We start from the raw sequence: 25,198 nt of genomic DNA on the forward strand, positions 1-25,198 counted from the left end.
TATTATAGCTATTCGCCTTTACTGGTTAGACGTTGCATTAGCGCATTGAGCCACACTTCACTTTCGCGCCCAGGCCGTTGATCGACTGTTTGCCATTGTTTTATTATTTTAAGTTGAGTGTGCTGATCAATTAATGCTGTTAAACCATTTTCAGTTAAATCGGTAAATACACGACCATTATGCACACGCTCTGTATCGCCATATTTAAACGATACATACAAAACACCATTCGGTTTTAATGCATTTTGTAGGTTTAAAAACACCTGCGGAAGTTCAGCTTTTGGCACGTGTAATAAGCTAGCGCAGCACCAAATAGCATCGTATTTATTAACGCAATCTAGCTGTTGGAAGGTTTTAACGTCGACGGGTTGCTGTAAGTAACTGCTTGCTAATGCGGCAAGCTCTGCACTTGCATCAAACGCACTCACAGTAAAACCCTGCTTTTTAAAGTAGGCAGCATCGCGGGCGCTGCCGCAGCCTGCATCTAAAATATGGCCGTGTTCGGTAACGTGTGGTAAAAATTCAGCATACAGCGCTGACATATCAACATTTAGGGTTGAGTCACTAAAGCTTTGTGCGTTTTGATTGTAGTAACTAAGTGTGGAGTTTGACACGAGACACACCGCTCCTTGGTTTATCTGTTAATAACTAACGTATTATTAAGTTAGTATTCATTTAAAACAATTTACCTGATTGATAAAAATAAATATAGGCTTATTAGTTATATAACCAATAAAAACTACGCCGTTATCATTAATACGCGCCTGCTTTTACAATTATGTAAATTTAGCCTTAACTTTTAAACAATTAAGTACAAGCTTTTGTTATTACTAAATTTAAAAACCCACACAACACGTTTAAATTAATCCGGATGTATAATCGTGCCTACACATTAAAAGCTGCGCTTTTCGCTTTTTGCGTCAGCAAGCTCAACGCCTTGTAAGCACAAGCGACATTGATATTGCACGTTTAACAAGCGTAATTTCTACTATTGAATAAAAACTTAAAAAGCGGTTATGCACTTCAAATTGAATCTGCGTTATGTTTAGCGCGATATAAATCTCGCTAAACGTTTTTTACCTACTTTTTTCTTAACCAAAAAAGACTCGCCGGAACCGAAATCCATGCCTGCTTACCTAATGAATCAAGGTAAACACCTACCTCTTCTTTGCTGCCTGGGCTGTAATATGGCGGCTGTTCTTTAAGTTTTTCTTGCCCGGTGAGTATTTTTACAAAATGTTTACTCTGTTGTTTAAGCATTTCTTTGTAATCGTTAGCTGGTTTTGAATCGCCATGCTTTACAAAAGCACTTAGCGCTAGGCTTGCTGTTGTGTGTAGTTCTTGAAAATCAAAGTCGGCCAATAGAGCGTCTAACTTCCCCCACTCTTTGTTTATGATTAGGCAGTTCATTAATAAAAAGCGGTTTGCTTGATTATCGTTTGGGTTTAGCTTTAATAGATCTTCGAGTTCTGATTGTGCTTTTTGGGTATAACCATGCAGCGCGTGTATTTTTGCACGATGCGCACGCAGCATCATATAAGGGCGGGTTTCGTGCAAGCCCCAAAAGTGCCCGGCGTTGTCTTTAATATATTGCTTTGTTATGAGCCCTTCCATAACCTCTAAAAGCATCTGTATTGGCTCAAGTGCTGTTAGTTCTGTATCGGCGAGTACCAGTTCAAGTAGTTCATCAAGCTGATCGAATTCATCTGGTTCTTCATCTAAAAAGCTGTTGTTAAATTCAGCCTCATCTTCATCGCTTAAAGTAAGGTCGTTATTAAATCTAAGCTCAAAAATAGCATCAGCCATAAAATAAACATAGTTACGTTTATATTCTTGGGCGTTATATTGGGCAAACTCCCCAAATTCTTTTGCTGCTGCTGTTTCATTAGAAAAAGCTTTTAAAACCCGATTTATATTATCAAAAGCATATTTTTGCTCTTTATCTAGGGTGCGTTTATTTATATGTTTAAGTGCCTGTAAAACCCCTTTACAGTAGTTTGGTAAGGGCATATTTGACTTAAGTGATTCACGGTAGTCTTGCTTAGACAAGCTGCACTTCGCTGGCATTTTTAAGTCATTTTGAATTACTTTGTCCATACTCTGGTTGTAAAGTGTCATTAAGCTTTCTAAGTATTTGAGCTCTGTTTCATTTTGAACATTTATTTCCCCAAATAGATCTGGTTGCCACTCTGTAGGAGTAAGTATTTGTGGTAATACACCTAACCCGATTAAATAACCTTGAATAAAGTAGTAATCCGGTTTTTTAGTACTTAGTTTACTGAGTTTTATAACGTCATTTCGTATTTTAGCTGGCGACATAACCTGTTCCGTCAATGATGTATTTAATTTTAGTCTACCTATTCATTGAGTTGGCAACAATATTATTTGTTGAGTTATTGAATTCCTAAAACAAAAGCGCGAAGTAAACTCCCGCTACTCTTGTACATTAACCTTGGTTAATTTTTACCTAAAGCCTCAAGCCTGACATCTAAAACCTGCTCTTGCCATACCGGCTATTTTTTAAGTTTCTTTTACCTTTCATCTTTGGCTTTGGATCTGTATAATTCGCCAGCTAATTTACCCTATTGTCTGGTTCTTGTTTGTGGCGTTTTGCTGCAGCCTATCCCTGTCAGTACTTTTTCTAGGATTACATTTTTTTGATCTCCACCGCAAATATCACGATGCAGTTTGGCGCAGAGCCGTTGTTTGAAAACATTTCAGCTAAATTTGGTAACGGTAACCGTTACGGTTTAATTGGCGCTAACGGCTGCGGCAAGTCGACTTTCATGAAAATTTTAAGCGGGGCACTTGTGCCAAGTGCCGGTAATGTATCTATTACTCCTGGGTTAAAAGTAGGTAACCTAAGCCAAGACCAGTTTGCGTTTGAAGAATTTAGCGTAGTTGACGCTGTAATTATGGGCGACGTGGAGCTTTGGAAAGTAAAGCAAGAGCGCGAACGTATTTACTCTTTGCCAGAAATGAGCGAAGACGATGGCATGAAAGTAGCTGAGCTAGAAAGCGTATTTGCAGAAATGGACGGTTACACGGCAGAAAGCCGCGCTGAAGAAATTTTGCTAGAAGCGGGTATCGATAAAGAATTTCATTATGGCTTAATGGCAAACGTAGCGCCGGGCTGGAAACTACGTGTGCTTTTAGCACAGGCGTTGTTTGCAAACCCTGATATTTTGCTACTCGATGAACCTACAAATAACTTGGATATTCATACAATTACTTGGCTTGCTAACGAGCTTAACAAGCGTAAATGTACCATGATTATTATTTCGCATGACCGTCACTTTTTAAACTCGGTATGTACACACATGGCCGACATTGATTACGGCGAGCTGCGTATTTACCCTGGTAACTACGAGAAATTTTTAGAAGCTGCTGGCCTACAACGCGAGCAATTACTTGCTGAAAACGCGAAAAAGAGCGCTGAAATTGACGAACTACAAGACTTTGTTAACCGTTTTGGTGCTAACGCATCTAAAGCGAAACAAGCAAGTTCGCGTGCTAAAAAAATGGATAAAATTAAACTTGATGAAGTTAAATCGTCAAGCCGTATGAGCCCTTCGCTAAGCTTTGACGAAGGTAAAAAAATGTATCGCCAAGCGCTTGAAGTTAATAAAATTGGCCATGGCTTTGATGGCGAAATGTTGTTCTCTGGCGGCGACTTATTACTTGAAGCCGGCGCTAAGCTTGCGGTAATTGGCGAAAATGGTGTGGGTAAAACTACCTTTTTACGCTGTTTAGTAGACGAGCTTAAAAGCTTAGAGGGCGAAGTTAAGTGGTCTGAAAATGCTACTTTTGGTTATTGCCCGCAAGACAGCACTAAAGATTTTGATAACGACTTAACCTTGTTTGATTGGATGTCGCAGTGGCGCACCGCTAAGCACAACGATTTAATGGTACGTGGCATGTTAGGCCGTTTGTTGTTTACAGCAGACGATTCAAACAAAAAAGCGCGTAACTGTTCAGGTGGTGAAAAAAACCGTTTGTTATTTGGTAAGTTAATGATGCAAGACGTTAACGTACTCGTAATGGACGAGCCTACAAACCACATGGATATGGAAGCCATTGAAGCACTTAACAATGCGTTAAAAGACTTCCAAGGTACGCTTATTTTTGTAAGCCATGACCGTGAGTTTGTATCGTCACTTGCTACGCGTATTATTGATATTAAAGATAAACAAGTAATCGACTTTCAAGGCTCGTTTGACGAATACCTAGCCAGTTGTGAAGAGAAAAAAGTAGCGTAATAACAGCTTTTAAATACTCTATTTAAGTATTAAGTAAAAACGGTGCTAACTTTAGCGCCGTTTTTTTGTGCTTGTTATTTGTGTTTCGAGTTGCGAGCTTGGGCTTTGGCCTGTGAACAATCGCTTTTTAAGTAATTAACTCACAAAAAGGGTATGAGGCGCTGCGCTTTAGAGGGTGAAAAGAGCTGTAAGTTTCGAACTGCGGATAAAATGGAACTGCTCTACTCATTCACTCTCATTACCTACTCTTTGTGCAATTTTTGTAGGCGGGGCTTTATGCCGCGCATTTTAAATAATAAAATGATCGCTTTTAAAATAAGCGACGTAATGTAATGTGAAGGGCTTAAAAAGTTGGCTGTCGGGTAACCAAGGTCACTGTGTATATCCCCCTTCGCCATGTAAGTTAAAAAAGGTGTATTTTTTGATGATTTATACACCTTATTTATTTTTGTAACTTAATTTAAAGTATTGAATTGAGTTAAGTAATTGTTCAGCTTAGTCGCGTTATTATGCAATCTAACTTATTGTTTTTCCCTTTGACATTATGTTGTTTTAAGTAGTTTTTGCCAGCTCACCTTGAGCTGGTTTTTTTTGCCTAATTTTTATCAATAGCGTCTAAAAATGTCTAATTGCTGCAAACTAACGTTAATTACCTAACCGGCGCTATAAAGTATTTAACGAAACAGCAACCTCCTCTAGTACCCTGAATCTGTGCATGTTAAAGTTGCCTTAGCGATTTATTGATTTTATTTATTAGGCGTACTATGCGTTACTTTTTATTACTATTGTTTATTTGCGTAACTTTTAATTCTACAGCGATCATTGCTGCTGAAGATGACCCTTTTTCGGCTCCCACCGAGCAGCAACAAAACCAAGCTGTTGATGGGCTAGCTGCTCCTATGTATAAGCCGCTAATGGAGCGTTATATTCTTGATGAGCTTAGAGCTGTGCGTCAAGATCAGCAAAAACTACGTGAGGATGTAACAAAACAAGTTACTCATGCCCAGCTAGATACCGCCGACCGTGCAATTACCTACACTACTGATACCATTAATAATGTATTTTTTATTATTACGGCTACCGCATCAATTTTAGTATTAGTGGGTTGGAACTCACTGCGCGATGTTAAAAATAAAGTAGAAGACATAGTAAATACCCGAGTAAGCGTTATTACCGATGAGTATGAAGATCGCTTAAAAATTCTTGAAGAAAAACTGCGCGTTCGCTCTGAAGAAATACTCAGTAACCAAGAACGGATTTCGGTCACTAATGAAGTTCACTCACTGTGGATGCGGGCTAATTTAGAAAGTGATTTTGCTAACAAAATTGAAATTTTTGACGAAATTTTAAAACGTAAACCTGAAGACGTAGAAGCCATTGCTTATAAAGCCGATGCGCTGCTAGAAATTAACGATACAACACAAGCTATTGAGCTATGTAACCAAGCAATAGAGATAGACAGTGATTATGGCTATGCTTATTGGCAACGTGCGTGTGCTTATGCGTTAATTCATGAACATGCCGATGCGTTAGCCGATATAAAAATGGCGTTAGATTACTCACCTAACTTACGCAATGAACTACTGCACGAGAGTGCGTTTGCTAGCCTACACGACAACCAAAGCTTTAACGAAATTTTGAGTGCGACTAGCGTTTAAAGTACAGATCTATTGCTTTACTGAGCAGCTCGTCGAGCTGCTCTTCAAACTCTACTATATTTATTTGAAAGTGATCAAAATACAGCTTGGCCTGAACTTGCGATAAGTTGCGGCTATTTACGCTGTATTGACGTTCACTTTTTTGCTTGTCGTAACGAGGGGTAAATAAAAATTGCGCATAATATGGTGATTTAATATGCTTATTAGCATAGCGACAAAAATCTTCTATGTGGCTTAGCCCTTGTGGGCCTAAACAGCCTGGCTCTACCCGATACTCTAGGCGAATTTTTTTCTCGTCGTTTAACTGCATTTTGATACTTACTTACCTAGTTATGAGTTATCGAAAAAATAACACACGAATTATTTTACCATCTTTAACTTGATAGCTTGAAATAAGCTCTGAGCGTTTATCTATTACGTTTTCATCTACTGAGCAGGTTTCTGATAATTCATGATCAATTACTATGTCGCCATGTACTATGCGTTTGATTGGTGATGAATGAATGCATTTTAGCTTTTTAAACATTAAGCCATAACGGGCTATTAGTTTTTCCTTACCTTTAAATAGCAGCTCGTTAGGGAAAATATAAAATTCAACGTCTTCGGCATAAACCCGAATAAACTCTTCAATATTACGGGCGTTATAGGCTTTAACTAATTGTTCAACCACAGCTAATGATTCGCGCGATTGTTTGGCTTTTGTTTGCTGCCTTTGCGTTAAGGCTTCTTTTGCTTGCGTTACCACTTGCTCAGCTTTGGCAATAGCGGCCGCTTTTTCCTCTTTATTTTTAATCTTTTCAACTGGCTTAGGGGTTTCGGTGCCAAGTACTTTTGAGTCGTCTACTTTGTTAGGATCAACAACTGGTTTTGTTAATACTGCCTCTTTATGCTCAAGGGTATTGAGTCTATCTGTAGCTTGTTGTTTTGACTCGTCGGCAGCTTGCTGCTCTTTTTCAATTGCAGGTTTAGCTTGCTCTGTACTGCTTTGCGCCGTTGTGTTGGTTTCTTGCTCTGTTGCGTAAACAAGTGCCGCGGCACCAATAAATATAAAAGCAAAAACGATAGGTAAAGATTTCATAGTTTTCCTAAAATGAGCACGAAATACTGTTAGGGCGCAACATAGCAAATTTTGCGGTTTTGGGGTAGTGATTATCTGTTTAGTACTAGGGCATGTTTGGTATTTAGCATGGTTATTACCCATTTAAAGGAATATCCACACTAAATAGGTACTTATTTACCTAAAAACCAAACACCCGACTACACGTTTAAACAGGTAAAATAAACACACCTAACTACCAATATTGCTCAACCGTTATGTGGCCGGGGGTTCTGCGCCGATTGCGTTGGTAATTTTGGTTTATGAGTAACTCTGTGGTGTCTTTCACCATTTGCGGATTACCACAAATCATAAACTGTGCGTTTTCGGGCGTTGCATTTAGCCCAACGTGCGAAAATAATTGCTTATTCGCAATCATATCCGTTATTCGGCCATGTAACCCTACATCAGCTTGCTCACGACTCACTACAGGAATGTAATTTAGCTGCTTGGGATGAGCTTCAAGTAACGTGTTTATAAGCTCCTGATAGCTTAAATCGTCATTTAAACGCACGCCATGCACTAGGTTTATATGTTGATACTTTTGCCATACTTCGCTCTGTTGTAGCATGGACAAAAACGGCCCCAAAGCGGTGCCTGTACTTAGCATCCATAACTGTTCGCTGGCGGGTATTTCGTCAAGGGTAAAAAAGCCTGTAGCACGGCGCTCTATTAATACATTATCGCCTGGTTGTAGCTTGGCTAAATACGATGAGAGTAAACCATCAACTACGTTTATTAGGTAAAACTCTAAATTGGGGTCATCAGGGGCATTAACGTAGGAGTAAGCCCGTGCAATACGCTTATCGCCATCCATTATAGATAACTTAGTAAACTGCCCCGCTTTAAATGGCTCAACGTCGGCATTTACCGTTATGCTAAATAACGAGTCTGTCCACCAAGTAATTTTTTTTACTGTTGCATCAACCCAATTAGACATAGTTAGCTCCTATATTATCAGCTATAAAGTATTAAGGTTACTGACTTTAAACATGCGTTTTTATAGCTTAAACCTTAACACTAAGTAACAAATACTTATAGAGTAATCAGCTGCCAAATTTTACGAGTGAAAATAGGAAATAAATAAGTAGAGCTAGATTTATTTTTCACACAATCCACAGCTCTTTTCACCCACTAAAGCACAGCGCCTCATTGCCTCTTTGTGAACAGGTTTTTAATTTAAAATGCGCTACAACAATTTGCACAAAGAGAAGACAATGAGAGTAAATGAGTAGACATAAAATACATTGTTCTTGGCTTTGTTATTCCTCTAAAGCGCAGTGTCTACTAACCTCTTTTTAAACAGGTTTTAATTTAAAATGCGCGACAACAATTTGCACAAAGAAAAGACAATGGAGTAAATGAGTAGGCATAAAACACATTGTTCTTGGCTTTGTTATTCCTCTAAAGCGCAGTGTCTACTAACCTCTTTTTAAACAGGTTTTAATTTAAAATGCGCTACAACAATTTGCACAAAGAGAAGACAATGAGAGTAAATGAGTAGACATAAAACACATTGTTCTTGGCTTTGTTATTCCTCTAAAAGCGCAGCGCCTCATACCCTCTTTGTGAATAAATGGGCTTAGATGTTTTTGTATAAAGAGCAGAAGGTGTGAAAGTATACAAACAGGTTTTAGCGCATTACGCCAGTAAGTTGCTTGGCTGCAAAATAATATCTGGCTTAAACTTAATTTGTAGATGCAGAGCTAACTCACGTTAAAAACTAAAGTTTAAGCATAAAAAAAGCCGCATAAATGTGGCTTTGGGGTTTAGTCTCACTTCACTTTGGGCGTGTCTCCAAAATTTAGTGAATACGTTACCAAGGAACTGTTTTACTACAATAGTTAATTACTTAGATAGACTCTAAGGCAATTTTAACCATTTCGTTAAATGTGCTTTGACGCTCGTCTGCTGGAGTTGCTTCGCCAGTGATCACATGATCACTTACAGTGAATAATGCCATTGCTTTTGCGCCATATTCGGCTGCAACGCCATATAAACCGGCTGTTTCCATATCAACGGCAAGCACACCTAATTTATCTAAATCTTTATAAAAAGTGTCATCGGCTTGATAAAATGTGTCGGTAGTAAATACGTTGCCCACTTTTGCTTTAATACCAAGATCTTTTGCAGCATTTACGCCGTTTAAAAGCAGGTCAAAGTCAGCAATTGCAGCAAAATCTGTACCGCGCACACGGGCACGATTTACGTTTGAATCGGTGCATGCACCTTGTGCAAAAATAACATCGCGTATTTTAACGTCGCTACCAATACCGCCACACGTGCCAATACGAATCAGGTTTTTAACCCCAAAAGTAACAATTAGCTCACGCGCATACAAAGACATTGATGGAATGCCCATGCCCGAGCCCATAATGCTTACAGGCTTACCTTTGTAAGTGCCCGTAAAGCCAAGCATGTTACGTACACTGGTTACTTGTTTTGCGTCATCTAAAAAGTTTTCAGCAATATATTTTGCGCGTAGCGGATCGCCTGGCATTAATACTGTTTCGGCGAAATCACCTACGTTTGCATTGATATGCGGAGTACTCATTAATCTTTCCTTTTTATTTAGATGTAGTTAGCTTATCTATAAAGCCATCACCATATTCAAGCGCAGGTAAGTTAAACCATTGTGCTAAGGTTTGACCTATGTCTGCAAAACTATTTCGCTCACCAAGTGGGGTGTCGGTCATGGCCGGTTGGTAAGCAATTACTGGTACGTATTCACGGGTGTGCTCAGAACCTGGAAAGGTTGGATCGCAGCCATGATCGGCAGTAATAATTAGTAAATCATCGGCTTTTAGTGCGTTTAATATAGTTGGCAAGTAATCGTCAAACTCTTTTAACGCTTTTGCATACCCAACAGGATTACGACGATGGCCAAACATTTCGTCAAAGTCGACCAAGTTAGTAAATATTAAGCTGTGATCGGGCGCACTTTGCATTAATTCGTTAGTTTTTTTCAGCAAGTTTATTAACCCTGGTGCTTTATGCTTTTGGGTAATACCTTGATGCGCGTATATATCTGAAATTTTGCCAATGCTTATTACTTCGCCACCGTCTTTTGCCAGTACGTCTAGCAATGTAGGAGCTGGCGGTAATACCGAGTAGTCACGGCGATTGCTGGTGCGGGCAAAATCTTGATTATTTGAACCCAAAAATGGCCGCGCAATCACTCGCCCTATATTCATTTCATCAAGTAGCGACCGTGCAGTTTCGCAAACCTGATAAAGCTTTTCTAGGCCGAATGACTCTTCATGCGCGGCTATTTGAAACACGCTGTCAGCTGAGGTGTAACAGATAGGTTTACCTGTTTTAACGTGCTCTTCACCTAGCTGCTCTAAAATAGTGGTTCCTGATGCATGGCAGTTACCTAATATGCCAGGAATACCGGTACGAGCAATAAGCTCGTCAATAAATTCTTGTGGGAAGCTTGGCTGAGTTTTAGGAAAATAACCCCAATCAAATAAAACGGGTACTCCCGCCATTTCCCAATGGCCTGATGGCGTATCTTTACCGCTCGAAAGCTCTTTAGCGTATCCCCATGCACCTTGCGATGCTGAACGGTTTGACACTAAACAAGGCTCTTTACCGGCCGCTTCGCAGGCATCAATTAACCCTAACTTTGATAAGTTTGGTAGCGATAATGCTGTGCCTGTTTCGTCATAATATGCTTTTAGCAGATGTGCTAAAGTATTTGCGCCAATATCACCAAATTTATCTGCATCTGGTGCTGCACCAATACCTAAACTGTCTGCCATTAGGATAATTGCTCTTGCCATTGTGACCTCCCATTATTCAATATGGTTACTTTATCTGCTCTTCGATTTTTACGCACAGGACATAAGTCCTGTTTCATATAACCTAAACATTATAAATTTACGTCCTTAAGCGAAGCAAAAGAGATTAATCGTGTCTTTTTTGCTATTGTGATCTACCAACAATATATCTTCCTGTGTGGGTGAGAACTTTAGTGACACGAACTATTATAGCCATTGCTGGCGCATCAGCGTCGGGTAAATCTCTTTTTAGCCAAACAATTTACAATGAATTGGTTAATGAACTTGAACCAGGCGCTATCGCCATTATCGAAGAAGATGCTTATTATAAGGATCAGTCGCATTTACCGTTTGCACATCGTACGCAAACTAACTACGACCATCCTGATGCATTTGAATATAAGTTAATGCATGAGCATTTAACACAACTTCGTAACGGCCACGCTGTAGAAGTACCTATTTATGATTACGCACAACATACTCGCAGCGAAACAACGCGGTATGTAACTGCAGCTAAAATATTAATCGTAGAAGGCATTTTACTACTTAGCGATAAAGCGCTTAATAAAGAATTTGATATTAAGGTGTTTATAGACACTCCCTTAGACATTTGCTTAATGCGTAGAATGCAACGCGATATGGAGCAAAGGGGCAGAACATTACAATCTGTTGTTGAACAATACCAAGCAACTGTTAGACCGATGTTTTATCAATTTATAGAACCGTCAAAGCATAATGCAGATCTAGTTGTCACTCGAGGCGGCATGAATCGCGTTGCGATTGATATAATAAAAAGTAAAATTAAACATATTCTTCAAGAATAGTAACGGGAAACATTTGTATGACAACTTTTATGAGCGTAGTTGGCATGTTTGTGCTGCTAGCTATTGCATTTGCGGCGTCAACTAATCGCAAAGCTATAAAGCTTAGAACGGTAGGTATCGCATTTGCGATGCAAGTAATTATTGGTGGTTTTGTATTATTTTTTGATGCAGGTAAAAATGCATTAGCAAGTGTATCTTCCGCTGTTTCATCGGTTATTGGTTTTGCTAACGACGGTATAAGCTTTTTGTTTGGACCTTTAGCATCGCAAGATACATTAGGATTTATTTTTGCTATTCAAGTACTGCCGGTAATTGTATTTTTCTCTGCGTTAGTGGCCGTGTTATATCATTTAGGCATTATGGCGTGGGTTATTAAGATTTTAGGTGGCGGCTTGCAAAAGCTGTTAAAAACCTCACGTACTGAATCACTATCGGCCACTGCTAATATTTTTGTTGGTCAAACAGAAGCACCGTTAATTGTTAAACCCTTTATTGCCACTATGACCAAATCGGAATTATTTGCCGTAATGGTAGGTGGTTTGGCAACGGTAGCAGGCTCTGTTATGGCCGGTTACGTAATTATTGGTATTGACCTTAAGTATTTAATAGCAGCTAGCTTTATGGCGGCTCCTGGTGGCTTTTTAATGGCCAAAATGATTGTGCCAGAAACCGAAACGCCTAAAGACAATTTAGCTGACTTAGATGTAGATGATGAAAAGCCCGTTAACGTTATTGATGCTGCTGCATCGGGTGCTGCAAGTGGTATGCACTTGGCACTAAACGTAGGTGCAATGCTACTTGCTTTTGTAGCATTAATTGCATTGTTAAACGGTTTATTAGGCGGTATTGGCGGCTGGTTTGACTACCCGACATTAACGCTGCAAGAAATTTTAGGTTATGTATTTGCGCCTGTTGCATGGTTACTTGGTGTGCCATGGAATGAAGCAATACTAGCCGGTAGCTTTATTGGTCAAAAGTTAGTAGTGAATGAATTTGTTGCTTACTTAGACTTTATAAATTATCGCGATACGTTAAGTGCGCACACTCAAGCAATTGTTACTTTTGCACTGTGTGGCTTTGCTAACTTATCATCGATAGCCATTTTACTAGGTGGATTAGGCGGTATGGCGCCTAGTCGGCGAAAGGATATCGCTCGCTTAGGGCTCAGAGCAGTGTTAGCAGGATCTATGGCTAACCTTATGAGCGCCGCAATTGCTGGATTTTTCCTCTCGCTAGCTTAGAAACTTAATGAGATGAACCACTGTTGCAAAACAATAGGATAGTGCTTTAAGGGGTTAAAGCTCTATCTGACTTGAACGATACTTCATCAAGGGCCGCAAGGCCCTTTTATCGTTTTAGCTTATAAATAGGTTTATAATGAGCTTAAAGGCTAACCTTTGAATCATATAATAAAGTGAAGAACCACCTGCCAGCCACCACCTTTAAACACTAAAATGGTATTCACCATCGACCACAGATCAACATCAGATAACAATCCCCCTGCCATAAGCGCAATATAAAGCAGTAAAAAGCGTGCGAGGTAAACTCCCGTCTACTTCCATAACCATTAACTTGGGTGGGATTATAACTACTCGCTAATAATTAAGAAGTTGATAGTTGACTGGCAGACAGCTCAAGCCTGAGTGCTATCCCTTTTCGTATTTACAGCCAAAGCTAAACATTGAATTTGCATCAAACACCTGACGCCCAAAACCTGAAATATAAACCTGTTTTTACCTCATGCTGGCATTTCATCTATAGGGTTTAAATCACTACTTTGTGATCTCATCACCTTTTACGAATACGTTTTTCGTACTACGAGCGTGCGGCAGGTAACAAGCTACTCGCCCAGGGTAAGTTTATATCCAACATCGAAAACACAGTAAAAAACGCGAGGTAAACTCCCGCCTGCTTTCGCAGCCATTAATTTGGATGGGGTTCTAACTGCTCGCTGATAGTTGATTGATATCTCAAGCCTGAGCTCTGCCTTTTGCATTTACGGCCAAAGCTATACACATTGAGCTTGGCAAATTTTGCCTGAGATATAAATCCTGAAACCTAGAGCCTAAAGCTTGGAGCCTGGCACCTGTATTTTATATAAAATTGCATTCACAAAATCGATACGAAGCTTGGCTAGTTAAGTTTAATACGTTGAAATACAATACTGTGGGGGGAGTTACCGAGGAATACCAAATTTTAGGCACAAAAAAAGCGCCTTAAGCGCTTTTTTCATTTTACTTAAAAAGTAAAATTATACAGCTGTGATGTTATCAGCTTGTGGACCTTTTTGACCTTGTGAAAGAGTGAACTCTACACGTTGGCCTTCAGCTAAAGTTTTGAAACCTTCGCTTTTGATTGCTGAGAAATGTGCGAAAACGTCTGGGCCATTTTCTTGCTCGATGAAACCAAAACCTTTAGACTCGTTAAACCACTTAACTGTACCTGATACGATGTTTGACATTGTAATATCCTGATATAAAAATAAAAATATGCTCATATGAGCGGGTATAGCAAAAAATGAGATGGTACTTTAAAAACTTCAGGACGGTACTACAAGTATTACTTATACAACATCGAAATGGAGATTTATAGATTACATACTTTCTTTCTAGCTGCGGCCCACTATATAGAAGTTTTAATTTGTGTCAAGCTTATTATTTAAATAGTTTTAAAATAATAAACCTTGTTTAGATTAGTTAAGGGTCTTTCAGTTACTCTATTAAATTAGCAATAACGCTACGGTTACGACCATGCTCTTTTGCATAGTAAAGTGCGTTATCGGCTTTTTTAAATACTTGCTCAATATTAGTGCCGTGCTCTGGGTAACTAGCAATACCTATTGATATGGTTATGTAACCAACTGTATCTATATGTGACGACTCAACTGCAAGGCGCAACCTTTCAGCTATTTTAAATGCACCTTCACTGTTTTGATTAGGTATTACAAGTACAAACTCTTCGCCGCCAATGCGCGCAACAATATCGTCTTTGCGAGCAATACTTTGAATAAGCACGGTTAATGCTTTGAGTGTTTCATCGCCTTTGTCATGGCCATATGTGTCATTTACGCGTTTAAAAAAGTCGATGTCTATTTCTAAAATGGTAAATAACGTTTGTTCGTGGATTAGTTTATCAAGCCATACTTTTAAGCTTCTGCGATTATGAAGCCCCGTTAGAGGATCTGTTTGTGCATCGTGGCGTAACTGCCCTATTTGCAGCTGTAAAATACTTTCGCCTTTTAACATTGCTACTTTTAATTGCTGACTATGAACTACTCGTAGCTAAAACTATCGAGTTTCCAAGACGCCAGTAACACTGGCGTCCATTGTTGTAAGAGAGTTTCTTTGTACAAGGCTTGCCGTCGATGACGGTCTTACGTCAGCTTGCGTGCGTGAGCACACAAGGGACACATCAGTTGATGCAGTCTCTAACTCCCCTGATTTTTCAGTTGAGGCCAGTTCGCTCCCCAACGGCGGTGTTACCGCCTTTTTACGTACTGCTGTTTTCTTACGAGTTTTTGCTTTCTGGGCAAACGTAGACTCTTGTATGTAAGGTACAGCTCGTTGCGCTACGACAATGCTGGCATTGTCGTCCGCATGAAAAGTTCCGCAGCCATTTAAACAAATTAATGTATCTTGCTGAGGTCTTATCGTATTTTTTTCACCGCACATATGGCACGTCTGCGACGTGCCTGCGGGGCTCACTTCGACTACGGCCTTACCGTAGTCGTTCGCTTTATACTTGATGAAGTCACCAAGCTTTCCTAAAGCGACATTTAATAATGAGCGATTTAAACTGCTCTTGGCATTCGCGTTGTTACGCGCATAGCCACGGCCATGCTTGCCGCGCTTTGGTTTAGCACGCTTGGTCATGTTTTTGAGTTTTAAGTCTTCCAAAGCGATTATAGACTTCGCCGAAAGCACGACCTCTTTCGAGGTCTGGTGCAAAAAGTCGTGCCTAATTCGCGCAGTCTTGGCGTCGAAGTTAGCTATCTTATCTGCTAGCTTTTGCTGCTCATTAGACTCAACACGTCTAGTGTTTTTGTTATTGTTTTGGCGCTTTTTACGCGCCAAAATACGCTGATACCGAGCCTTCTTTTGCACTAATCGCTTTAGCCTTTCAGTCGTCTCAGGGCTATAGGCTTTGCGCAAACCGTCGCTTGTTGCAATAGGCAGCTTAACGCCACGGTCGATACCTGTGATTTGGGATAGTAATTCGTCATCACTGAGGCTTTGTGCAACAAAGCCTTTCAACAGTTCCTCATTCGTTGCAGACTCAACACCGTCGTTATACGACCCTGAGAGGTAGAAGCGTCTACCTTGGCGCGATATACGGAACTGCTTTGCGAGCTGGTCGGGTTCGTAGTCGAGCTTTATAGAAAACATACGTGCGGGCTTCTTCGAAGCCTTCTCGTAGAATGTCAGAAGTGCCCGACCTTCGTTTAGCGGCTCAAGGATGAACATTTCCTTTGTTACTACACAGCTACGCTTGCGATTACGCCCTTTGGGCTTAGGAAACTTCCGAAGCCCACTTCGGCACGCATTAATATCACTAAATAACATACTTGCAGCGTTTCGAAGTATTTGTGGTGGTATTTCTTTTAAGAAGGAAAGCTCAGGTTTAGCCTTAATACCTGCATACTTCTGATCAATATCCGAGCCTTTGTCGGCTCGGATAAGTTCGAGGCTTTCCTCAATTCTCTGATTACGCATGACATTCGATCCACCAATCCACCGCGCAAAATGAGTAGCTGCTTTACTACTCATTTTGTAAGTTATTTCGATATTAAAGCCACGAATTGCCATTAATTAAATGCCTTGAACAGTCACTAAACACAGAATATTATAGCGCTATACAAAAAACAATCATGAGTTTAATATGCACGAATGGAGAACTGGCAGGAACTGCGTTTATAAGAACCAAGTACACCTAGCATTCGTTGCAAAATACCGCTGTGACGTGTTCGCTCGCAGCGTAAGCCACCCTCTGAACTAGCTGTAAAATAGAGTAAAGCTGTAGCAAAACACAACCACTAAAACCGCAGGGCTTAACTCGTAGCTAAAGCCGACGAGAATGCACCCTGCAAATGTTCAAGAAAGCTATCTGTTGCTGAAGCAAGCTTATTAGCATAAGCGTAATTACTGTGTAACGTGTAGTTGATTAACTGCTCTTTTTGCACTTGATAAGTAGCATAAAAACTACTTACTAAGGTGCAAATAGAGGCAAGTAAAACAAGTAATAGTATAAGAAACCTGAGGTTTAATGTTGGTAATAGTTTGTGAAACACTCTGTCTATACCTCACGTACAACTTGCATGCATAATATATTCAATACATTTTATACTACCTGCTTTAAAACCAAGAATCTAACCAACTTTAATAATGTGAAGTACTAATTAACCTAAGCTTTGGATAACAAAACTATCTCAAGTAGCTATTTACAACGCTAACTGCGTTGAATTTACTTGCAATAAGCCAGCTATTGACGCGTAAATTCGCTAAAAGCCTCTGGCTAGAGAAAATAAATTTAAATATAAGTATGATTCAATACGTTAATAAATCTCTTAACCAGAGTTCCGGTTAATTATTGCCTACCTATCGGTAGACAATAATTAGAAATGTGTTGTATCTAGTTAACTTTTATAACTATCGATTAATTTATTACACAGCGTTATCCACTGCTTCGGTTGCTCTTTACCTTCAACCCTGCGGCCAAATAAGGTCATAACTGTGTTGCTGCTCTCATCAAAAAACTCTATTGAGTGCACCACAGTATTACCGTTATCTGTTGGTTTTTTAACGACAAAAGCACGCGCTAAATCTTCATTTTTAATATGTAAATTAAAGTCTTCATCAAGCACGTTATACCAAGGCCCTACTTGCTTTAAGTTATTGAGTGCTCCTGAGTATATTTGCACCGCGGCGTTGTTATTTACAAAAATCATTACCTCGCTTTGCTGCTCTTTTAACGTGCTAAATATTAACGGTAAGCTTGCGGTTGGTATTTCTTGTGCCCAATTGGGCTGTGCAAGTTCAAGTGCTTGTATTCTGCCTACTTTAAACTCGGTTAATAATGCCGGAAAATGATGCACATCTTGCAAGTTTTCCCATGCGGTTAAAAAGCCCGCTACATTTATATTTTCTTGCGGTGTGGTCTCAAGCTCTTGGGTTTTGATTGGCTCTACCACTAATGTAGTGCTTTGCTCTGGGTCGCTATATTTACTAATTAGCGCCTGATACGCAGTTAAATTAGTTTTATCGGTATTAAATATTTTATGAACAGCTCGGCCATGTTTATCAAAGCACTGAATGCTCACCATGTTATTTAACTTAACAGCAAATACACTGGCCCATTGCGATAAAAACAACCTTAAATCTATGCCTCCTGGGTTAATTGCTATTCCCATTTTTTTATTATTACGTTGTGAAGTATATAGTTTTTCGTAGCAGCCTTTAATTTCACTCACTACAACGCCGTTGCGTGTAAGTGCCATTACATGCTCTAGTTTTTTTAACCCTTTGAGAATGTTTTCGATTTGATTAATATTTAATTTAATTGCTTGCTGCCCTACTTGAGAGGCAATAAGTTGTGCTTCTGTGGTGCCAAGTTGTACGGCGGCATCTACACTGCGAATATTGGGCTGCGCTACTTTTAATGTTTGATATTGGTTAACTAAGGTATTCATAATTTACTCCTAAAAGGTAATGGCCTAAGTGGCCATTACGGCAACTTAAAATTTAAAACTAATTTGCGTTTTAATATTACGGCCAACACCATAGTCGCCAATGGCGCCTGTAGTACCCGCTATAACTTGGTATTCTTTATCAAATAAATTATCTATTGCTAAGCGGGCATTCCAGCTGTCGTTAATATCCCAACTGGCGTTTATACAGGCTAAAACATAACTTTTATGTTGCTGCTCAATGCCTGATACAAGCACAGTGCGATCATTAACATGTTGAATACTAAAGCCTGTTTTTAGCACGTCGTTAAAAAAGTTTAATCCGCTACTCAGTGCAAACTTATCGGCTGGTAAATACCATAGTGGTTCATTGTTTTGGTTTTCACCTGATATTCGACTATAAGAAAAGTTGGCATAACCTAAGGTATGTGCATAATTAATTTCAAACTCAATGCCGTCTCGTTGGTTTTCGCCACTATTGTTATAACGCGCTGCGGGTTCGGGATTAGTGGCTATATTGGTGTTTGATTGAATTTCGTCATCTATTTTTACTTTAAAATAAATAACACGGGCAGTTAAGGCATCTCTGTTTGTAAATATGTTTTGGTTTTGGTAACTCGCACCTATTTCTTTATTGGTGCTGTTTTCTACTTTAAGTTCGAGTGCCGGATCACGCCCACCATATTGATCATAAAGCTCATCTATTAATGGGGCTCTAAATCCTTGCTGATAACTTGAAAAAACAGCTAGCTGGTTATTAATTTGATAGTGAGCGGTTAATGCAGGCACCACTTGAGAGTGATCAACATCGGTATCTAAATTATTAAATGAGTTGGCAAAGCTAGAGGTTGCTGTGGTTTTATACTTTTCATAACGTAGCCCTGTGGTAAGCGTTAATGCCCGCCAAGTAAATTCTTCTTGTAGGTAAACGCCTATGCGTTTTTGAGTACCTCCGGGCTGTGAGGTTATTTCGTTTTGTATTGCTTGCTCTGCATAATCAATACATTGATAAGTTTGCATGTCTAAATTAAGGCATGGATAACTTAACTTGGTTCCCACTCGATCTTTTTCAGAATACTGCATGCCATAGGTTAAAGTATGCTGTTTAATTAAAGATGTATTCGCAATATCAAGTGTAGTTATGTTGTATTCGTAGTTAGACTCTAAGCCAATAAAATCTTTTAAAGTGCCTGAACCATCACTTTCAACAACCTGACTTTGGGTGCGCCCTAAGCGTGCTGTTAAATTTACATAAGGATTATTGGCGGGGTTAAGCTCATAGCTTAAATTAGTAACTGACTGTTCTATTTCTCTATATACCGTACCCCATGCGCCAGGATCGGTCGTATTAAACTCGGTGCGCTGATTGTCTTCACTTTTTGTATACGACAATCCAATTAAGGAGTCTTCGTTTAAGTAGTACTCTGCTTTTAAAAGCAGCGACTCGGCCTCAATACCCGAATTATCGAGCGTTTCACCATTTGATAACTTAAAGTCGTCACTGCTGCGCTTTACGTACGAAGTAAGTATATCTAATGAGTCAGTAGGGCGTGCATAAGCATATACGGTACCGTTATTTTCATTATTATTGCCATGGTGACCTAGCTTAACTTTAACGCCACCTTGCTCACCCGGTGCTAAAAAGTCGCTGGCATCTTTAAGTTCCATTTCTACCACACCACCTAAAGCACCACCGCCATGCAAAACAGTACTTGGTCCACGTTTAACATTTACAGAGCGATAAAGTTCAGGATCTGAAAAAAAACTTCCCATTCGATACTTTTCAAATGTTTGAATTGCACCATCTACACTTATCAACACATCTTCTGCGTCACTAAAACCACGTACATTAAACTTTTGTCCCATATTACGTGGGCCACCGGTTGCAGTAACGTTAGGAATACTAATAAGGCTGTCGAATACGCTACTAGCAAGTACTTGCTCTATTTGTTCTGCGTTAATAACATTAACGGCTTGAGCTGAATTTAGTGCAGACTTTGCGGTACGGGTTGCCGTAACGGTTACGGCATCAAGTGCTGTAACCGGCATATTAGTGTGGTCAGGGTTTTCAAGATCAGCTGCCATTAAGGGCGAAGACAGAGTGGCAAGGCAAGCTGCCAGTTTGGTAATACGCATTATTTACTCCATTTAATAATTATATTTTGTTTACTCTTTTGCTCTACTTATATTGAATGCAAAAAAATTACATAACGCTTTGGGTTAGCCCCTACTGCCTAAAGCAACTTGACTATAACAAAATAAACATCAAATGATAATAGTTATCAATCGCTTTTAACTAAAATATTTGCAACTTGATACTTTTCAGCAGAAAGTTTAGCTAATAGCTTTACTAATTCGCCGCTAGGTACTTGCTGATCAACCGCTAAATACAGAGGTAAGCTTTCTTTACTGTTTTTTAAGGCGTTAATCGCTTCATTTAACGTAGTAAATGATTCTTTTTCGAGGGCGTATTGAAGCTTATTATGCTCTAACCGAATACTAAGCACCTGTACATCTGCTTGTTGTACCGGTGTGCTGGTGTTTTTACCTGTATCGGGAAGCGTTACATCAAGCATATTTAACTTAACCGCTGCTGTAAGTAATAAAAAAACCAATAAAATAAATAACACATCAAGCAAAGCGGTTAAGTCTGGCACTAATTGCGCCGCTGTATTACGCGGTGGCAAGCTAAGCATAAGGTGAGTCACTATAGGTAAACTTATAATTTAAATGATTGATAATTCTTGTAAAATCATTTTGTAACCCTTCTAGTATGGTGTTTAATAAGCCGCTAACTAATAAACATGGAATAGCAATAACTAATCCAGCCATAGTTGAATACATAGCTTCCCACAAGCCATCAGCTAGTAAAGCAGGCGTAACCGCTTGGTTAGTTTCGGCAATACGTTTAAACATAACGACCAACCCCCACACAGTACCAAGTAACCCCATTAAAGGGCTTAAAGAGGCCAATAAGCTCAATATGTTTAGCCGTTTTCGCCAATCAATTAAGCAGTCTTGTAAATACAATTGACACCATTGCAAACGTTGCTCACTGTGCAGCAACTGCTTAGCTTGCAGCGTAATTGCAAATTGACTTGTCCCTAGTTTATGTTGCTTTAATTGCCACTTAGCAATAATTAAAATAGTGCTGCGCTCCAGCACAATAGCCAAAGCTATAATTGACACCAATAGTAATGGCCAAGCCATAATACCTACCGCATTAAAAGTTGACTGCATGTTATTACTCTTTGTTATACGTTTAACGAAAACCGAATTGGCACGCTAAATCGTGCTTTTATCGGGTGGTTATTTTTAACAACAGGATGAAACTGCCACTGCGCTACATTATTTAAAGCAGCTTTGTCGAGCTCAGTAAATCCGCTGCTTTTTAACACAGTTAATTTTGCTATATGCCCCTGCTTATTCAACTCAATTTGTAATAACGTAACCCCTTCGTAACCTCTTTTTTTAGCCCGTAACGGATACGTTAATATTGGCTTAGGGGCTTTAAATAATGGTAATTCGGTTACGGTAACTAATTGATTAGTAGCAGAGTGCTGGTTACTTAGTTTTGTGGTACTAGAACTGGGCGCAGCAGGCTTTATTTTATTTTTGTTTGCTGGGGCGTTTTTTACAGACTTTTTATGCTCAGTATTTTTAGCTGTGTTAACCGGTTTGGCTTTAGCTGGTTTTTTTGGCGGGTTATCTATTATTTTTTTTATATTTTCAGGTGTTTTTTTTACTACTTTAAGGTGCTGCTTGGTGCCCGAAAACTCAGTACTAACATTATCGTTTTTAACTGCAGGCGCTGTTAGTTTTGGCTCAGCTGGTATTTTTTTAGCTACTTTACTGGCGTTAACCTGGGTTGAGTTAATAATATTAATTGCCACACGATCGGCTTTTTGCCCCTGCGAAAATGTCATAGCTTTAGGGGGAGCAGGTTGCATAAACAACCCAATATAATGAGCAACTGCTGACAGTAATATAAAAATAGTAAACTTCATAGCTTTTAAATATAAATGATAACTGTTATTGTTCGTGTTTATTGATAATATCAACATTGGATTTGTTATGAAACCCCTATTCACATATTTAATTACGCTTACCCTGTTAACATTTGCTTGTAGCAGTAATTCAGCTCCATTTTCGGCACAAAAAATTGTTGTTTCGGGAGGCTCAATAACCGAAATTATTTATGCCTTTAATGAGCAGCATCGTATTGTAGGTGTAGACAGCACCAGTGTATTTCCAAATGCTGCGACTAAAAAACCGCAAATAGGGTACGTACGAAAAATAAGTACAGAGGGGATATTATCGCTCAGCCCAGATTTACTCTTAGGCGAAGCCGACACAGGGCCTCAAAAGGTAGTAGAGCAGCTAAAAAGTACGGGAATAAACATGACCATACTTACACAAGAAGATAACTTTTTAGGTATTGAAGCTAAAATAAAACACATTGCACGTTTACTCAATGTACCTAAAAAGGGAGAGCAACTTGCAAATAGCTTGGCAATAGACAGAGCTGCTTTAAACACAGTTTTACAACAAAGTACTTATAAGCCTAGAGTACTTTTTATTCTTAATGTACGCAGCGGGCAACCTATTGTAGCCGGGGAAAATACCTCTGCAAATGAATTAATAAATGCCGCTGGAGCAATTAATATTGCAGCAGAGCATATACAAAATTGGAAACCGCTTTCAACTGAAGCGGCCCTTGCTCTTAATCCAGACGCAATTATTACCATGGGACGACACGGCGACACCCCACTGGAAAACGTATCAAAACTAGCACATTTTAAGTTCTCTAATGCAGTTAAAAATAAGCAAGTTTATAGCTTCGACGGCAGTTATTTATTAGGCATGGGTCCACGTACACCACAAGCAGTAGTAGAGCTTGCGAGTGTTTTACACCCTAATGCTAAATTACCTGCAACGTATAAGTTTCGCTTTGCTAAAGCCTCTCAACCTAACATTGAGCTAAGTGAGTAATAACTATGCTGGCATTAGGAAGTACGCTATTAACCGAACAAAAACAGCGAAAAATGGCCATTCCCTGTTTATTTTTAGCCTGTGTTTTTATGTTTTTTATTGCACTAAGTAAAGGTGGCGTAAATTTAAGCTTAAGTGAAATAGTGGCAATAATTAACCAGCTTGAAACTGATAGCTTAAAAAACGCTATTATTTGGCAAATACGCTTACCGCGCATAGTGTTAGCCATGGTGGTAGGTGCAGGGCTAGCCGCTTGTGGCTGTGCTATGCAGGCAATTTTTAGAAACCCATTAGCCGATCCGGGTTTAATTGGTGTGTCGAGTGGTGCAGCACTTGGCGCTGTAGCCACTATAGTGTTAGGCAGTAGTTTATTTGCTAACTTTAGCAGCACCTTGGGTGTTTATGCAGTACCGGTTGGCGCATTTATTGGCTGTATTAGTGTGTGTGTATTTATTTATAGATTAAGCGCTCACAGTGGTCAGTTTACAATTATAAGCTTATTACTAGCAGGTATTGCTGTTAACGCCATTGTGGGATCGCTCATTGGTGGGCTTACATTAATTAGTAACGAGCAACAACTGCGCGATTTAACATTTTGGAGTATGGGGTCGTTAGCCGGTAATCACTTTGCCATGATGCTGCCCTCTTTATGTATTATTGTTTTGAGTGTGGTTTTATTACTACGCCTAGCAAAACCTCTTAATTTATATTTACTAGGCGAAGCGCAAGCTAAACATTTAGGCATTAATGTAACGCGGCTTAAAAAACAGGTATTTATTTGTACGGCATTGTGCACCGGTGCTGCCGTCTCCATTACCGGTATTATTGGCTTTGTTGGTTTTATTGTGCCGCATATTGTAAGGCTTGTTTTAGGGCCCGATCATCGTTACTTAATGCCAGCAAGTATTTTAGGCGGGGCGCTGTTATTAAGCTTTGCTGATTTATTTGCACGCACTGTGATGCTCCCTGCAGAGTTACCTATTGGCTTAATAACCAGTGCTATTGGTGGCCCTTTCTTTTTAATTATGTTGTTAAAAACTTATCAGCAACGGAGCTTATAAATGCTGTGCGCTAATAATGTGTCGGCCCTAATTGGGCAAAAAAAACTACTCAAGCATATTAACTTTTATGTAAAACCTAACGAGTTAGTGGTAATTATAGGCCCTAATGGAGCAGGTAAATCGTCGTTACTAAAAGCCTTATGCGGCGATATAAAAATTAATAATGGTGATATCACACTTAATGATCGCCTACTTAGCGACTACTCAATAGCAAGCTTGGCTACATTACGCGCTGTGCTTACGCAAAATTACGAACTCGACTTTCCATTTAGCGTAGCTGAAGTGGTTGATATGGCGCACTTTGCCCATCAAGCAGACTATAGTAAACAGCAGCTTATGCATTTTTCAGAGCAAGTAATGCAAGCACTTAGTGTAACGCACTTAAAAGCCCATACCTTTACACAACTCTCTGGCGGAGAAAAGCAGCGCGTACAACTTGCGCGGGTATTATGCCAAATTCAGCCTAGCCTAGTTGCCAATAAAACACCTTACTTACTAATTGACGAGCCCACCTCTAGCTTAGATATTTTTCATCAATACGATGTAATGGCTCAAGCTAAAAGTATTGCAAGCCAAGGCGCAGGAGTGGTTGCCGTGATCCACGACCTATCGCTTGCTGCCAGTTTTGCAGATCGAATTTACATGCTTAATAATGGCGAAGTAGCCGCATGCGGTACACCAAAAGAAGTGCTTACCCCTGCGCTGCTTAAGCGGGTATATAACATTAGCGCCAGGCTTGAAAATAACACCACCGAGGTTATGCCACACATTCAAATGTGTTACTAAATTACTTAAAAATAACGCCCTAATATCAGCGTTTATTCAGCTTTAAAAATCAATAAGA

At 39.5% G+C, this 25,198-nt stretch carries 21 protein-coding genes and 1 pseudogene; 7 read left to right on the forward strand and 15 right to left on the reverse strand.

The window, feature by feature from the left end:
- Positions 1-8: 8 nt before the first annotated feature.
- The gene (locus H5058_RS10670; RefSeq protein WP_182678122.1) at positions 9-614 is read right to left on the reverse strand and encodes a bifunctional 2-polyprenyl-6-hydroxyphenol methylase/3-demethylubiquinol 3-O-methyltransferase UbiG; all 606 of its coding nucleotides are present in this window, start codon (positions 612-614) and stop codon (positions 9-11) included.
- 466 nt (positions 615-1,080) lie between these two features.
- Entirely contained in the window at positions 1,081-2,319 is a 1,239-nt protein-coding gene (locus H5058_RS10675) for a UPF0149 family protein (RefSeq protein WP_182678124.1), read from the reverse strand.
- A 338-nt stretch (positions 2,320-2,657) separates the two neighbouring features.
- On the opposite strand from H5058_RS10675, the gene H5058_RS10680 reads away from it, so the two are divergent.
- Both H5058_RS10680 and H5058_RS10685 read left to right on the forward strand, forming a co-directional pair.
- Positions 2,658-4,259 (forward strand): ABC-F family ATPase, encoded by a 1,602-nt coding sequence (locus H5058_RS10680; protein ID WP_011329728.1) that lies wholly within the window; start codon positions 2,658-2,660, stop codon positions 4,257-4,259.
- 764 nt (positions 4,260-5,023) lie between these two features.
- Positions 5,024-5,917 carry a TPR end-of-group domain-containing protein gene (locus H5058_RS10685; RefSeq protein ID WP_182678126.1) on the forward strand — a complete coding sequence of 298 codons (894 nt, stop codon included), beginning with the start codon at positions 5,024-5,026 and terminating at the stop codon, positions 5,915-5,917.
- On the opposite strand, the gene H5058_RS10690 is transcribed toward H5058_RS10685, so the two are convergent.
- From H5058_RS10690 to H5058_RS10710, 5 genes are all read right to left on the reverse strand, one after another.
- A complete protein-coding gene (locus tag H5058_RS10690; protein ID WP_011329726.1) occupies positions 5,907-6,227 on the reverse strand; it encodes a hypothetical protein in 321 nt (106 codons plus the stop codon). The two genes, H5058_RS10685 and H5058_RS10690, sit on opposite strands and share 11 nt — an antisense overlap.
- Positions 6,228-6,254: 27 nt before the next feature.
- Positions 6,255-6,995: a nuclear transport factor 2 family protein gene (locus H5058_RS10695; RefSeq protein ID WP_089369040.1), complete on the reverse strand. Its 741-nt coding sequence runs from the start codon at positions 6,993-6,995 to the stop codon at positions 6,255-6,257.
- A 214-nt stretch (positions 6,996-7,209) separates the two neighbouring features.
- On the reverse strand, positions 7,210-7,953 hold the full coding sequence (locus H5058_RS10700) for a ferredoxin--NADP reductase (protein ID WP_086995474.1): 744 nt from the start codon (positions 7,951-7,953) through the stop codon (positions 7,210-7,212).
- Positions 7,954-8,865: 912 nt separating this feature from the next.
- A complete protein-coding gene (deoD, locus tag H5058_RS10705; RefSeq protein ID WP_011329723.1) occupies positions 8,866-9,567 on the reverse strand; it encodes a purine-nucleoside phosphorylase in 702 nt (233 codons plus the stop codon).
- 13 nt (positions 9,568-9,580) lie between these two features.
- Positions 9,581-10,798, reverse strand: a complete 1,218-nt coding sequence (locus tag H5058_RS10710; protein WP_089369039.1) for a phosphopentomutase — start codon at positions 10,796-10,798, stop codon at positions 9,581-9,583.
- Between the two features lie 191 nt (positions 10,799-10,989).
- On the opposite strand from H5058_RS10710, the gene udk reads away from it, so the two are divergent.
- Positions 10,990-11,619, forward strand: coding sequence for a uridine kinase (gene udk / locus H5058_RS10715; RefSeq protein ID WP_011329721.1), 630 nt, complete (start codon positions 10,990-10,992; stop codon positions 11,617-11,619).
- A 17-nt stretch (positions 11,620-11,636) separates the two neighbouring features.
- Complete coding sequence (locus H5058_RS10720) at positions 11,637-12,860, forward strand: NupC/NupG family nucleoside CNT transporter (RefSeq protein WP_089369038.1); 1,224 nt, start codon at positions 11,637-11,639, stop codon at positions 12,858-12,860.
- 1,010 nt (positions 12,861-13,870) lie between these two features.
- Here the strand turns inward: H5058_RS10720 and H5058_RS10725 are convergent.
- The 8 genes and pseudogenes from H5058_RS10725 to H5058_RS10760 all read right to left on the reverse strand — a co-directional run bounded on the left by H5058_RS10725 (position 13,871) and on the right by H5058_RS10760 (position 22,251).
- Positions 13,871-14,080: a cold-shock protein gene (locus H5058_RS10725; protein WP_002959120.1), complete on the reverse strand. Its 210-nt coding sequence runs from the start codon at positions 14,078-14,080 to the stop codon at positions 13,871-13,873.
- 250 nt (positions 14,081-14,330) lie between these two features.
- Positions 14,331-14,885: pseudogene (locus H5058_RS10730) on the reverse strand (GGDEF domain-containing protein); the annotation flags it as partial.
- Positions 14,886-14,906: 21 nt separating this feature from the next.
- Positions 14,907-16,424, reverse strand: coding sequence for an RNA-guided endonuclease TnpB family protein (locus tag H5058_RS10735; RefSeq protein ID WP_089369036.1), 1,518 nt, complete (start codon positions 16,422-16,424; stop codon positions 14,907-14,909).
- Positions 16,425-17,251: 827 nt separating this feature from the next.
- The gene (locus tag H5058_RS10740; RefSeq protein WP_182678128.1) at positions 17,252-18,304 is read right to left on the reverse strand and encodes a hemin-degrading factor; all 1,053 of its coding nucleotides are present in this window, start codon (positions 18,302-18,304) and stop codon (positions 17,252-17,254) included.
- A gap of 45 nt (positions 18,305-18,349) precedes the next feature.
- Positions 18,350-20,437: a TonB-dependent receptor domain-containing protein gene (locus H5058_RS10745; protein ID WP_182678130.1), complete on the reverse strand. Its 2,088-nt coding sequence runs from the start codon at positions 20,435-20,437 to the stop codon at positions 18,350-18,352.
- A gap of 146 nt (positions 20,438-20,583) precedes the next feature.
- Complete coding sequence (locus tag H5058_RS10750; protein ID WP_089369032.1) at positions 20,584-20,997, reverse strand: biopolymer transporter ExbD; 414 nt, start codon at positions 20,995-20,997, stop codon at positions 20,584-20,586.
- Positions 20,990-21,541, reverse strand: coding sequence for a MotA/TolQ/ExbB proton channel family protein (locus H5058_RS10755; RefSeq protein WP_011329712.1), 552 nt, complete (start codon positions 21,539-21,541; stop codon positions 20,990-20,992). The genes H5058_RS10750 and H5058_RS10755 overlap by 8 nt, the downstream gene beginning before the upstream one ends.
- Before the next feature lie 14 nt (positions 21,542-21,555).
- Positions 21,556-22,251: an energy transducer TonB gene (locus H5058_RS10760; protein WP_182678132.1), complete on the reverse strand. Its 696-nt coding sequence runs from the start codon at positions 22,249-22,251 to the stop codon at positions 21,556-21,558.
- Between the two features lie 124 nt (positions 22,252-22,375).
- Between H5058_RS10760 and H5058_RS10765 the strand changes: the two genes are divergently transcribed.
- The 3 genes from H5058_RS10765 to H5058_RS10775 are packed head-to-tail and all read left to right on the forward strand — an operon-like array spanning position 22,376 to position 25,140.
- Positions 22,376-23,293, forward strand: coding sequence for a hemin ABC transporter substrate-binding protein (locus H5058_RS10765; protein WP_179807801.1), 918 nt, complete (start codon positions 22,376-22,378; stop codon positions 23,291-23,293).
- A 5-nt stretch (positions 23,294-23,298) separates the two neighbouring features.
- Positions 23,299-24,354 (forward strand): iron ABC transporter permease, encoded by a 1,056-nt coding sequence (locus tag H5058_RS10770; protein WP_011329709.1) that lies wholly within the window; start codon positions 23,299-23,301, stop codon positions 24,352-24,354.
- Positions 24,355-25,140 carry a heme ABC transporter ATP-binding protein gene (locus H5058_RS10775; RefSeq protein WP_182678134.1) on the forward strand — a complete coding sequence of 262 codons (786 nt, stop codon included), beginning with the start codon at positions 24,355-24,357 and terminating at the stop codon, positions 25,138-25,140.
- Positions 25,141-25,198: the final 58 nt, after the last annotated feature.

The organism is Pseudoalteromonas sp. SR45-4, from assembly GCF_014163535.1.
In the GTDB taxonomy this organism is placed as follows: Bacteria; Pseudomonadota; Gammaproteobacteria; order Enterobacterales; family Alteromonadaceae; genus Pseudoalteromonas; species Pseudoalteromonas nigrifaciens.

Coding starts and splice junctions, on each gene's coding strand:
- H5058_RS10700 (WP_086995474.1), bottom strand. CDS start 7,953: ATGTCTAATTGGGTTGATGCAACAGTAAAAAAAATTACTTGGTGGACA.
- H5058_RS10675 (WP_182678124.1), bottom strand. CDS start 2,319: ATGTCGCCAGCTAAAATACGAAATGACGTTATAAAACTCAGTAAACTA.
- H5058_RS10725 (WP_002959120.1), bottom strand. CDS start 14,080: ATGTCAAACATCGTATCAGGTACAGTTAAGTGGTTTAACGAGTCTAAA.
- H5058_RS10760 (WP_182678132.1), bottom strand. CDS start 22,251: ATGCAACCTGCTCCCCCTAAAGCTATGACATTTTCGCAGGGGCAAAAA.
- H5058_RS10775 (WP_182678134.1), top strand. CDS start 24,355: ATGCTGTGCGCTAATAATGTGTCGGCCCTAATTGGGCAAAAAAAACTA.
- H5058_RS10720 (WP_089369038.1), top strand. CDS start 11,637: ATGACAACTTTTATGAGCGTAGTTGGCATGTTTGTGCTGCTAGCTATT.
- H5058_RS10695 (WP_089369040.1), bottom strand. CDS start 6,995: ATGAAATCTTTACCTATCGTTTTTGCTTTTATATTTATTGGTGCCGCG.
- H5058_RS10690 (WP_011329726.1), bottom strand. CDS start 6,227: ATGCAGTTAAACGACGAGAAAAAAATTCGCCTAGAGTATCGGGTAGAG.
- H5058_RS10770 (WP_011329709.1), top strand. CDS start 23,299: ATGCTGGCATTAGGAAGTACGCTATTAACCGAACAAAAACAGCGAAAA.
- H5058_RS10745 (WP_182678130.1), bottom strand. CDS start 20,437: ATGCGTATTACCAAACTGGCAGCTTGCCTTGCCACTCTGTCTTCGCCC.
- H5058_RS10755 (WP_011329712.1), bottom strand. CDS start 21,541: ATGCAGTCAACTTTTAATGCGGTAGGTATTATGGCTTGGCCATTACTA.
- deoD (WP_011329723.1), bottom strand. CDS start 9,567: ATGAGTACTCCGCATATCAATGCAAACGTAGGTGATTTCGCCGAAACA.
- H5058_RS10735 (WP_089369036.1), bottom strand. CDS start 16,424: ATGGCAATTCGTGGCTTTAATATCGAAATAACTTACAAAATGAGTAGT.
- H5058_RS10765 (WP_179807801.1), top strand. CDS start 22,376: ATGAAACCCCTATTCACATATTTAATTACGCTTACCCTGTTAACATTT.
- H5058_RS10750 (WP_089369032.1), bottom strand. CDS start 20,997: ATGCTTAGCTTGCCACCGCGTAATACAGCGGCGCAATTAGTGCCAGAC.
- H5058_RS10710 (WP_089369039.1), bottom strand. CDS start 10,798: ATGGCAAGAGCAATTATCCTAATGGCAGACAGTTTAGGTATTGGTGCA.
- H5058_RS10740 (WP_182678128.1), bottom strand. CDS start 18,304: ATGAATACCTTAGTTAACCAATATCAAACATTAAAAGTAGCGCAGCCC.
- H5058_RS10685 (WP_182678126.1), top strand. CDS start 5,024: ATGCGTTACTTTTTATTACTATTGTTTATTTGCGTAACTTTTAATTCT.